Source organism: Flavobacterium arabinosi (genome assembly GCF_048158725.1).
Lineage (GTDB): Bacteria > Bacteroidota > Bacteroidia > Flavobacteriales > Flavobacteriaceae > Flavobacterium > Flavobacterium arabinosi.
In genome coordinates this window covers 1-12,604 of record NZ_JBLNKX010000003.1, presented here as the reverse complement: position 1 = coordinate 12,604, position 12,604 = coordinate 1, and the positions used below count along the sequence as shown (strand labels likewise).

The following is a 12,604-nucleotide window of genomic DNA, read 5'->3' as shown; positions in this document are numbered from 1 at the left end:
TTTAAATGACGGTCAACCAATTTCCAGATCGAATAATAGAAATCGACAATGAAGATTATTTGTATTTTGGCGGAACAGCCTATTTGGGTTTACCAATGCATCCTGAATTCCAAAAGCTGCTCATCAAAAATATTTTACAATGGGGAACGGCTTACGGAAGTTCCAGAAGCGCCAACATTCAACTGACAGCTTATGAAAATGGAGAGCGTTTTTTAGCCAATTACATCAAAGCAGATGCAACTCTTACCGTTTCATCCGGCATGTTGGCGGGGAAATTAGTCATAGAGGTATTAACTCCTGAAACCGATTGCTTTTTTCATTTTCCGGATACGCATACTGCCATCAAAGCGGTAAATAGTCTTCCTTTTTTTATTGGAAAGGGATTAAATCCTCGTTTGCTGGATAACGCAACTGAAAAAATTACGATTCTAACTGATGCTGTCCCTTCTTTTCATGTAGAACCAATCGATCTTTCTATTCTAAATTTAATTCCGTCTAATAAAGAAATTACTTTGGCTGTAGACGAATCGCATTCGCTTGGGATTTTGGGTACTAATGGTTGCGGGATTTTTTCGAATATTGATCTTCCCAATATTAAAAGAAAAATCATGCTGTCCTCTTTAGGTAAAGCTTTCGGATTAACAGGAGGCGTAATTGCTAGTGATTCTGAATTTATTAATCAGATGGCAGTTCACGATACTTTTGTTTCCAGTGCCGGAATGAATGCGGCATTTGTACAAACTATGGCTGATGCGTCATCAATCTATTTGCAACAGCATCAAAAATTAAATGACAATTTAAAATACATAGAAGCTCATTTGATTAAAAATAGAGCAGTTCATTTTGATCCAGATTATCCCTTAATTTATCCTGAAATCGAAGGAATAAATGAAATTTTCACTGCGAACAAAATCATAGTAACCAATTTTAAATACCCAACGGACACCAAGGATTTAAATCGAATTGTAATTACTGCCAATCACAAAAAAGAAGATTTGGATAAAATAATTCACATTCTGAACCAAAACCAATTCTAAATCTAAAATTGTGGTGCAATTGCTTTTTAACCGTACCTTTGTAAAAAATTAGAATATGATGACAAACAACGATATCTTTAAAAAACTTCGCGTAGCTTTAATGTTGCGTGACGATCAAATAGTTGAAATATTAGAATTAGTAGATTTTAGAATCACTAAATCAGAATTGGGTGCTTTTTTCCGTGATGAAAAACATGAGAATTATATGGAATGTGGCGACCAAGTGCTGCGTAATTTCTTAAATGCTTTAGTAATTCACTTGCGTGGAACGAAAGAAAATCCAAAAAACCCAAACGATGTTTTAGCTAAACACAAAGCTCAAATTCCTGTAAAAGAAGGAGCTTTAGAAAGACCTGAATTTAAAGCAAAGCCACGAGACGAAGATAAATCAAGAGGTGATGAAAGTCCTTCAAAATCGAAGCCTGCAGCTAAGAAACCGTTCAAAAAACAATTTTCAAAAGGAGCTCCAAAAGTTCAAATAGTGGAGAAAGTGAAATTTAATTTCGGAAAGAATAAAAAATCATAAGTAGTGCAGATTTGTTTGCTTCTACTAAATTATACTAAAAAATCCTGAACGAGAGTTCAGGATTTTTTTTGTATCTTTAAAAGTGTCTCATCAAAAAAAACTTTAAGAACTACAGCTTAACATAGAACACCCCACTTTATCTCTAGCCCAATCCGGTCTTTTGGTAAACCATTTTTGAAAATTAGACTGTTCATCATAGGGTTTTTTAAGCATTTCAAATAGTTCATTTAGCAAAGAATAATTTCCCTTATCTGCATCTTCAATACACAATTGCGCCATATAATTTCGCAATACATATTTTGGATTTATGCTATTCATTTGCTCTTTTCTTTCAGAATCCGAGAGTATTTCTTCATTGATTCGAGTTTTGTAATTCTCAAACCATTCGTGCCAATCTTTCAAGATAGTTTCATTCAAATCCTTTTCGTTGTAGAAAGCATCTTTTATTGTATTGAAAGCTGTTGTTGCTGTATCATCTTTAGTAACATTACCTAGATTTCTAAAGAAAATAGTCATATCGGTTTCTACCAATTGAAGCAGTTGAGTTAAACTTTCAATTAAAATTGCGTCAGTTTCTTTTTTGATTTGGAAACCGAGTTTATTTTGCATCATATTCAAATACTCTTTTTCGTAATCAAGACTAAAAGCATCCAAAATAGTTTCAAGAGGTTTAGCATCCTGAATCAAAGGATACAAAGCGTTAGCCAATTGATACAAATTCCACAGCGCAATTTCAGGTTGATTGCCAAAACGGTATCTTTTATGCTGTCTATCAGTTGTATTGGGAGTCCAGTTAGAGTTGTAATCTTCCAACCAACCGTAAGGGCCGTAATCAATAGTGATGCCGTGAATAGACATATTATCGGTATTCATAACTCCATGAACAAAACCAACGCGTTGCCAATGCACAATCATGTTCAATGTAGTTTGGGTAACTTCATGAAAAAAGTCTAGATATTTCCCGACACCTTCTCCCTGAATATGAGGGAAATGATGTTTGATAGTAAAATCAGCTAATAATTTGAGATTAATATAGTCTTTACGAGAAGAAAATAATTCGAAGCTACCAAAACGAATAAAAGAAGGAGCCACTCTACAAACGATTGCACCTTTTTCGAAGGCAGGATTTCCATTATACAAAACATCACGCAATACTTGATCGCCAGAAAGCATTAGCGAAAGCGAACGTGTTGTTGGAACACCCAAATAATGCATTGCCTCTGCGCACAAATACTCTCGAATGGAAGATCGTAAAACTGCAAAACCATCCGCTGTTCGGGAATATGGTGTAGGCCCTGCGCCTTTTAACTGCAAAGTATACGTTTCGTTGCCATGAACAACTTCGGTTAAATTGATGGCACGACCGTCTCCTAATTGCCCAGCCCAATTCCCAAATTGATGCCCAGCATAACACAATGCAAATGGTTTTGTTTCTGGATAAACGGTGCTTCCTGAAAAAGTATTTAGAAAATCAGGAGAAAGTATATCTTCAGGAGAAAGACCAATAGCATTTGCCACCTCATTTGAAGCATGAATTAGTGAAGGATTTGAAGGTATTTTGGGCAATACATACGAATAAAAAGCTTGCTCTACCTGTCTTGGCGCATTGATTTCACTTGGGTCAGCAGGCAACTCGCTTATAAAATTATTTTGTATATGAAGTTTCATTTCTTAACAGATTAATATAAACTAGGAATAATTAAACTAGTACAATGTAAAGATATTCGATACTACACACATAATTGAACTCTTTTGATAATTTTAATTTATAACTAAAATCGTTTCGCTTATAACATAAAAAATTCCATTTATAGTATTATCCGTAAAGTATACTGCATAAAAAAATCCTGAGCTTTCACTCAGGATTTTTTTAATATATAATTATTTTCTAAATTAAGAAAGAGCCGCTTTTACTTGGTCAGCTGCTTCTTGAAATTCAACAGCAGATAAAATTGGCATTCCTGAATTATCGATTAATTCTTTTGCAATAGCTGCATTTGTACCTTGTAAACGAACAATGATTGGTACTTTAATTGCATCTCCCATATTTTTGTAAGCATCAACAACTCCTTGTGCCACACGGTCACAACGAACAATTCCACCAAAAATATTAATTAAAATTGCTTTTACGTTTTGATCTTTTAAGATAATACGGAAAGCCGTTTCAACACGTTTTGCATCAGCAGTTCCACCTACGTCAAGGAAGTTAGCAGGCTCAAAACCAGCATACTTGATTAAATCCATAGTTGCCATAGCTAAACCAGCTCCGTTCACCATACATCCTACTGTACCGTCAAGATCTACATAGTTTAAACCTACTTCTTTTGCTTCAACTTCGATTGGGTTTTCCTCACGAACGTCACGCATATCAGCATATTTCTTTTGTCTGTATAAAGCATTATCATCGATATTTACTTTAGCGTCAACAGCCATGATTTTATTATCAGATGTTTTTAAAACCGGGTTGATTTCAAACATCGAAGCATCAGATCCAATATAAGCATTGTATAAAGAATCGATGAATTTCACCATTTCTTTGAACGCATTTCCAGAAAGACCTAAGTTAAAAGCAATTCTTCTTGCTTGAAAACCTTGTAATCCAACAGAAGGATCAATTTCTTCGGTAAAAATTAAATGTGGTGTGTGTTCCGCAACTTCTTCAATATCCATTCCACCTTCTGTAGAATACATAATCATGTTACGACCTGTAGCTCTATTCAATAAAACAGAAACATAAAACTCAGAAGTTTCACTTTCACCAGGATAATAAACATCTTCAGCGATTAAAACTTTATGTACTTTTTTACCTTCAGCAGAAGTTTGAGGTGTTACCAATTGCATTCCAATGATTTGTGTTGCAATTTCTTCTACTTGTTGTAAGTTTTTGGCAAGCTTAACTCCACCACCTTTACCACGTCCACCTGCATGAACTTGGGCTTTTACTACGTACCAACTTGTACCGGTTTCGGTAGTTAATTGTTTTGCAGCAGCAACGGCTTCTACTGGACTATTAGCAACGATTCCGCGTTGAATGCGAACTCCGTAGCTAGCTAAAATCTCTTTTCCTTGATATTCGTGTATGTTCATAATATAGAATTTGTCTGGATTCTGAATTTATTTCAGAATAAAAGTGGCACAAAAATAGCAAAATTAAACTTAACTGCTATTTTTTTTTATTAAATGTAGCGCCTAAATTTGTATATTTCTAGCTAATCATTGGTCGACGCAAAAAATATAAAAAATAACAAACATTTTGTTATAATTCTAAAACAAAAATCTTCAGTAAAATAATTCTTTCAAAATAATTGACATAAGTCCTTTTAATCGGTTTTCTTTTTATAGAAAAATCAATTGAACTGTATTTAAATACAATTATTGTGATTTATCGTACCTTTTTCTACTATTACTGTAAAAATACATTCAATTTGGCTTTTACACTCATTATATGTTACTAAATCTTTAATTTTGTAAAAAAAATATTAAGCATGAAAGTTAAAGAACAAGGCCTTTATTTGCCCGAATTTGAACATGATAATTGTGGCGCAGGATTTATTTGTAATTTGAATGGAATTAAGTCTAATGATATTATCCATAAAGCACTAGATATCTTAATAAAGTTAGAGCATCGTGGAGCTGTTAGTGCGGATGGAAGAACCGGAGATGGAGCAGGAATTTTATTTGACATCCCTCATATATTTTTCAAGAAAGTATGTGATTTTGAAATCCCTGAAGCGAGACAATATGCAGTAGGAATGGTTTTTATGCCTAAAAGTATAAACCAAGTAGCTTTTTGTAAAACAACTTTTGAGGATTCTATACGCAATCAAAATTTAGAAATTCTAGGGTGGAGAGATGTTCCTGTAGATATTTCTAATTTAGGACAAATTGCGGCTGAAAAAGAACCAACTGTAAAACAAGTATTTGTTAGTAAAAATGGATTGGACCTTACAGAACAACAATTTAACGCCAAAATGTTTGCTGCAAGAAAAATTGCAGAACATACTATAAGAAATTCAAGAACTTCAGAAAGTCATATGTTCTATTTCTCTAGTTTTTCAACAACTACCATTATATATAAAGGGTTGTTGATGCCAGAAGACATTAGCCGTTATTATACTGATTTATCTGATACTGATTTAGTTACCAGATTAGCTTTGGTTCACCAACGCTTTTCAACAAATACGTTTCCTTCATGGGAATTAGCACAACCATTTAGATACATGTGTCATAATGGAGAAATCAATACCCTTCGTGGTAACATTAGCAGAATGCGTGCTCGTGAAGAATTGATGCAAAGTGATGTATTTGGTGATGATTTAAAAAAATTATTCCCTATTATATTAGAAGGAAAATCGGATTCAGCTTCTATGGATATGGTTGTCGAATTGTTATTGATGACTGGACGCTCTTTACCTGAAGCAATGATGATGGTGGTTCCTGAAGCTTGGGAAAAACACCAAACCATGTCGGAAGACAAAAAAGCATTTTACGAATATAATGCTTGTATCATGGAACCTTGGGATGGTCCAGCTTCTATACCTTTTACAGATGGTAACGTTATCGGTGCCTTATTGGATAGAAATGGTTTGAGACCTTCTCGTTATACACTTACAAAAAGTGGTTTCGTAATTATGTCTTCAGAAATTGGTGTTCTTGATATCAAACCGGAAGATGTAGTGCAACATGGTCGTTTAGAGCCAGGAAAAATGTTTTTGGTTGACATGAACGAGGGTAGAATCATCGAAGATGATGAGATAAAAAATTCAGTAGTTACCAAGCGTCCATACAAAAAATGGTTAGATGAGAATTTATTGCAATTAGCTCAAATTCCTTATACTAATAATCCAATCCCAACCGAAAAAATAGACTTTGAAACAAGACAACGTTTATTTGGTTACACAATTGAGGATTTAAAAACAATCATAAACCCAATGGGAGCTCAAGGTAACGAAGCCTTAAGTTCTATGGGTAATGATACCCCATTAGCGGTTTTATCAGATCAACCACAATTATTATACAACTATTTCAAACAATTATTTGCTCAGGTTACCAACCCACCATTGGATGGTATTCGTGAAGAAATCATTACTGATATCAGTTTAGCAATTGGTGGAGATTATAATATCTTTGATATTGTTCCAAAACATTGCAAGAAACTAAAAATCCAAAATCCAGTTATTTCAAATGAGGATTTAGATAAAATAAGAAATATCGATCATGATGATTTCAAATCGGTTACTATTTCTACTTTGTACGATATCGAAAAAGGAGTAAATGGATTGGAACGCGCTTTGGAGAGAGCAGTTAAAGCTACATTTAAAGCTGTTTCAGAAGGATGTAATATCGTGATCATTTCTGACAGGGGTGTAAGCGAAAAAATGGCTCCAATACCAATGTTATTGGCTTGTTCATACATTCATCATTCACTAAATATTCTACAAGTTCGTTCAAAATTTGGAATCATAATTGAATCTGCTGAACCACGCGAACCGCATCATTTTGCATTATTATTTGGTTATGGTGCAAGTGCAATAAATCCTTATATGGTAAATGAAATCATTCATGATCAAGTTAACCAAGGTTTTATTACTGGTATAAAAGCGGATTATGCTATCAAAAATTATAACAAAGCGATAGCAAAAGGAATTCTTAAAATCATGAACAAAATTGGTATCTCTACTTTACATTCATATAGAGCGGCCCAAATTTTTGAAATTTTAGGATTAAATAAAACATTCACTTCTAAATATTTCCCTTACACACCTTCTAGAATTGAAGGAATTGGATTAAATGAAGTAGAAAAAGAAATCAAAAAAAGATATCAAAAAGCTTTCCCAAATTCAAAAGTAGCCAATTTATTGCCGCTTGAAATTGGAGGTGTCTACAGATGGAGAAGAACTGGTGAAAAACACATGTTCAACCCAACAACAATTTCTAAATTACAACAGGCTGTACGATTAAATAGCCCAGAAAGTTATAAGGAATATTCCAATATGGTGAATGACCAAAGTAAAAACCTAATGACTATTAGAGGTTTATTTGAATTTAATAATTTGGACCCAATTTCTATTGACGAAGTAGAGCCTTGGACCGAAATTGTAAAAAAATTCAAAACTGGTGCCATGTCTTATGGATCAATCAGTCAGGAAGCTCATGAAAACTTGGCAATTGCCATGAATAGAATTGGAGGAAAAAGTAATTCTGGAGAAGGTGGAGAAGATTCAAAACGTTTCCAAAAAGACTTAAATGGTGATTCTAGAAATAGCGCTATTAAACAAGTCGCTTCAGGAAGATTTGGTGTATCTATTAACTATTTGACAAGTGCCAAAGAGATTCAAATAAAAATGGCTCAAGGTGCAAAACCTGGAGAAGGTGGACAATTACCTGGAGAAAAAGTAGTGCCTTGGATTGCCGCTGTGAGAAATTCAACGCCTTATGTTGGACTAATTTCACCTCCGCCACATCACGATATTTACTCTATTGAAGATTTATCTCAATTGATTTTTGATTTAAAAAATGCCAATCGTGAAGCACGTATTAACGTTAAGTTAGTTTCTGAAGTTGGTGTTGGAACAATTGCCGCAGGTGTTGCTAAAGCAAAAGCCGATGTGATTTTGATTTCAGGATACGATGGAGGAACCGGTGCTGCACCATTAACTTCACTACAACATACAGGTATTCCTTGGGAACTTGGACTTGCCGAAGCACAACAAACTTTAATCTTAAATGATTTAAGAAGTCGTGTAGTTTTAGAATGTGACGGACAATTAAAAACAGGACGTGATGTAGCTATTGCTGCTTTACTTGGAGCTGAAGAATTTGGTTTTGCAACAGCACCGTTAGTAGCGTCTGGTTGTATCATGATGAGAGCTTGTCACTTGAATACTTGTCCCGTTGGTATCGCAACGCAAGATCCTGAATTGAGAAAAAATTTCAAAGGAACTCCGGAACATATCATTAACTTCATGTATTTTATTGCTGAGGAGTTGAGAGAAATCATGGCACAATTAGGTTTTAGAACACTTAAAGAAATGGTGGGACAATCTCAAAAATTGAATGTCAACAAAGCCATCAAACATTACAAAGCTAGTGGATTAGATTTATCTACTATTTTATATAAACCAGAAAAAGCTAAAGTAGTTCCAAATCACAATACGACTACACAAGATCATGCTTTAGATAATGTACTTGATTTTCAAATTATAAAAGCTGCTATTCCTTCTATTTATAGAAAAGAAAAAACAAGAGTTACTTTTGATATCAAAAATACAGATCGTTCTGTAGGTGCAATATTAAGTAATGAGATTTCAAAAATATATGGAGAACAAGGTTTACCTGAAGACACTATATTAGTTGATTTTGAAGGTTCTGCCGGACAAAGTTTTGGTGCTTTTGCAACAAATGGTTTGTCATTCAAAATTCATGGAAACTGTAATGATTATTTAGGAAAAGGACTTTCCGGTGGTAAATTAATTATCAAAGTCCCTCCTACTGCAACATTCAAGCCCGAAGAAAATATCATCATTGGTAACGTTGCACTTTACGGAGCAATTACTGGGGAAGCCTATATCAACGGTATGGCTGGAGAACGTTTTTGTGTTAGAAATTCTGGAGCAACAGCAGTTGTTGAAGGAATTGGAGATCATGGATGCGAATATATGACTGGTGGAACTGTAGTAGTTCTAGGAAAAACTGGAAGAAATTTTGCTGCAGGTATGAGTGGTGGTATTGCTTATGTTTTTGATCCAAATAAAAAATTCGATGCTACTTTATGTAATATGGAAATGGTTGCTTTTGAAACATTAGAAGAAGAGGACATAACAAAACTGAGACGTTTAATTAAAAATCATTCTATGTACACCAATAGTCCTTTGGCAAAAAGAATTTTGGAAGATTGGAAAAATCAACAAAAACACTTTATTAAAGTGATGCCAACAGATTACAAGAAAGCATTGAAAAGATTAGCAGAAGAAAAGCAAATAGAAGAACTAATAGCATAGTCATGGGTAAGATAGGTGGATTTAAAGAATATAATAGAACTGACGAAAATAATATAGCTGTTGTAGAACGTGTATCAAACTATAATGAGTTTACAATTCCGTTAGAAAAAGATAAAATAAAAGAGCAAGGTTCAAGATGTATGGATTGTGGAATTCCTTTTTGCCATAGTGCTTGTCCGTTAGGAAATTTGATTCCTGATTTCAATGACATGGTGCATCAAGAGGAATGGGAAAGTGCATTGGAGATTTTGCAATCAACAAACAATTTTCCTGAATTCACAGGAAGATTATGTCCTGCTCCATGTGAAAAATCATGTGTTTTGGGTATAATCAGTGAACCGGTAGCTATTGAAAATATTGAAAAAAATATTGTCGAAAGAGGTTTCGCAGAAGGATGGATAAAACCACAAATTCCAGCGACAAGAACAGGCAAAACGGCAGCTGTAATAGGCTCTGGTCCTGCTGGTTTAGCGGCTGCACAACAATTAAATCGTGCTGGACATACCGTTACCGTTTTTGAAAGAGACAATGCAATTGGTGGTTTATTACGTTACGGAATTCCAAATTTCAAATTAGAAAAAGGAATTATCGACAGACGTGTGGCTATTCTTGAAGCTGAAGGAATTGTATTTAAAATCAATGTAAACGTTGGTGTAAATTTCAGTATTGAAGAATTAAATTCTTTTGATTCAATCGTATTATGTGGTGGTGCAACTGAAAGAAGAAGCTTACCTACAAAAGGAATTGAAAGTAAAGGAGTTATTCAAGCTATGGACTTTTTAACACAACAAACTAAAGTGTTATACGGAGAATCAATTCCGGATCAAATCAAAGCTACTGGTAAAGATGTTATCGTTATTGGTGGTGGAGATACTGGATCGGATTGTGTTGGAACTTCAAATAGACATGGTGCAAAATCGGTTACTAATTTTGAGATTTTACCAAAACCACCAGTTGGAAGAAGTGAAACCACTCCTTGGCCATTTTGGCCGTTACAATTAAAAACTTCATCTTCTCATGAAGAAGGTTGTGACAGAAACTGGTTAATCAATACCAAAGAATTCATTTCTAATGAAAAAGGTGAATTAACTGGATTGAAAACCGTTGAAGTAGCTTGGAAAATGACACCTGGACAAAGACCAGAATTGATAGAAAAAGAAGGATCTGAAAAAATCTGGCCATGTGATTTAGCTTTATTAGCACTTGGATTTACAGGTCCTGAAAAAACATTAAGTGATCAATTAGGATTGGAAGTAGATTTTAGAAGTAACTACAAAGCAAATAATTATCAAACAAATGTTCCTCATATATTTACTGCTGGTGACATGAGAAGAGGACAATCCCTAATTGTTTGGGCAATATCTGAAGGTCGTGAAGCTGCTAGAGAAGTAGATAATTATTTAATGGGTTTCACCAATTTACCAACGAAAGGTAACGGAGATTTACCTAATTTATAATAAAAAGTAATTTTACAAAATCCCTTGATAAATATTTTTATCAAGGGATTTTTAGTTTATAAAAGTTATAAAAAACAAATAAATGACATTAAATGTTACAAAAATAACATTTTGTTATATTTTGTTAAAACCTTTATTTTTATTTGTTTGTATTGATAAAGAATAATAAATTTGCCTAAAAATAGAATCAAAATGCAAGGAAAAGACTTATTACAATTAGCAGAACAATTCGGTAGTCCGATATATGTTTATGACGCTGAAAAAATACAATCTCAATACAACAGATTAACAAAAGCTTTTTCAAAAGTAGATAAGTTGCGCATTAATTATGCAATGAAGGCCCTTTCAAATGTGGCCATACTTCAATTACTTAGAGAAATGGGATCTGGTTTAGACACTGTATCTATTCAAGAAGTATTGTTAGGACTTCATGCAGGATATGACCCTGAAAAAATATTTTATACACCCAATGGAGTATCCCTTGAAGAAATTGAAGAAGTTTCTGCTATGGGAGTACAAATCAACATAGATAACTTATCTATACTGGAACAATTCGGTACAAAATACCCTAATGTTCCTGTATGTATTCGCATCAATCCTCACGTAATGGCGGGTGGAAATGCTAATATATCTGTTGGACATATTGATAGTAAATTTGGTATTTCTGTTCACCAGTTACCACATTTGGTTCGTATTGTTGAAAATACCAAAATGAATATTGTAGGTATTCACATGCATACTGGCTCCGATATTCTTGATATCGAAGTGTTTTTATATGCAGCAGAGATCTTATTTGATGCGGCAAAAAACTTCAAAAATCTTGAATTTTTAGACTTTGGAAGCGGATTTAAAGTACCCTACAAAAAGGATGATATCGAAACCGACATTGAAGAATTAGGAAAGAAACTTTCAAAAAGATTCAATGCTTTTTGTGCGGAATACGGTAAGGAACTGACATTAATATTTGAACCAGGAAAATTTTTAGTAAGTGAAGCTGGTTTCTTTTTAGCCAAAGTTAATGTGGTAAAACAAACGACATCAACTGTTTTTGCAGGAATAGACAGTGGTTTTAATCACTTAATAAGACCTATGTTTTATGGTTCTCAGCATCATATTGAAAACATATCACACCCAAAAGGGAAAGAACGTTTTTATTCTGTAGTTGGATATATCTGTGAAACAGATACTTTCGCTAATAATAGAAGAATCACCGAAATAAAAGAAGGCGATATTTTATGTTTTAGAAATGCGGGAGCCTATTGTTTCTCTATGGCATCAAATTACAATTCAAGATACAAGCCCGCAGAGGTATTGTGGTTAAAAGGTGAAGGGCATTTAATACGTGCACATGAAACCTTTGAAGATTTATTGAAAAATCAAATCCCATTAACTATAGCTGCAACCGCTGTTTAAGTAAAAATAAAAATCCCATCTCATTTAAACGAGATGGGATTTTTTATTAAAACATGTCTAGTCCTGAAATAGTGATACAGGATTAATAAAAATAAAAATACAATTTTTAAACAGTAGTAAGCAACAGTTTACTACTGTTTTTTATTTTATAGGTTCTCATTTTAATTTGTT

Annotated in this window: 7 protein-coding genes; 5 read left to right on the top strand and 2 right to left on the bottom strand. The window is 33.8% G+C overall.

What is annotated here, in order from left to right; translation table 11 throughout:
* Positions 1-5: 5 nt before the first annotated feature.
* Together ACM55K_RS06870 and ACM55K_RS06865 are read left to right on the top strand one after the other, a co-directional pair.
* Complete coding sequence (locus tag ACM55K_RS06870) at positions 6-1,037, top strand: aminotransferase class I/II-fold pyridoxal phosphate-dependent enzyme (RefSeq protein ID WP_416849494.1); 1,032 nt, start codon at positions 6-8, stop codon at positions 1,035-1,037.
* Between the two features lie 58 nt (positions 1,038-1,095).
* On the top strand, positions 1,096-1,563 hold the full coding sequence (locus ACM55K_RS06865) for a DUF1456 family protein (RefSeq protein ID WP_416849929.1): 468 nt from the start codon (positions 1,096-1,098) through the stop codon (positions 1,561-1,563).
* A gap of 102 nt (positions 1,564-1,665) precedes the next feature.
* Here ACM55K_RS06865 and ACM55K_RS06860 read toward each other — a convergent pair whose 3' ends face one another.
* Together ACM55K_RS06860 and sucC are read right to left on the bottom strand one after the other, a co-directional pair.
* A complete protein-coding gene (locus ACM55K_RS06860) occupies positions 1,666-3,231 on the bottom strand; it encodes a protein adenylyltransferase SelO (protein ID WP_416849493.1) in 1,566 nt (521 codons plus the stop codon).
* Between the two features lie 225 nt (positions 3,232-3,456).
* Positions 3,457-4,650, bottom strand: coding sequence for an ADP-forming succinate--CoA ligase subunit beta (gene sucC, locus ACM55K_RS06855; RefSeq protein WP_416849492.1), 1,194 nt, complete (start codon positions 4,648-4,650; stop codon positions 3,457-3,459).
* A 398-nt stretch (positions 4,651-5,048) separates the two neighbouring features.
* Between sucC and gltB the strand changes: the two genes are divergently transcribed.
* The 3 genes from gltB to lysA all read left to right on the top strand — a co-directional run bounded on the left by gltB (position 5,049) and on the right by lysA (position 12,433).
* Positions 5,049-9,563, top strand: a complete 4,515-nt coding sequence (gene gltB, locus ACM55K_RS06850; RefSeq protein WP_416849491.1) for a glutamate synthase large subunit — start codon at positions 5,049-5,051, stop codon at positions 9,561-9,563.
* Between the two features lie 2 nt (positions 9,564-9,565).
* Positions 9,566-11,020 (top strand): glutamate synthase subunit beta, encoded by a 1,455-nt coding sequence (locus ACM55K_RS06845; RefSeq protein WP_416849490.1) that lies wholly within the window; start codon positions 9,566-9,568, stop codon positions 11,018-11,020.
* 192 nt (positions 11,021-11,212) lie between these two features.
* Positions 11,213-12,433, top strand: coding sequence for a diaminopimelate decarboxylase (lysA, locus tag ACM55K_RS06840; RefSeq protein WP_416849489.1), 1,221 nt, complete (start codon positions 11,213-11,215; stop codon positions 12,431-12,433).
* Positions 12,434-12,604 lie beyond the last annotated feature (171 nt).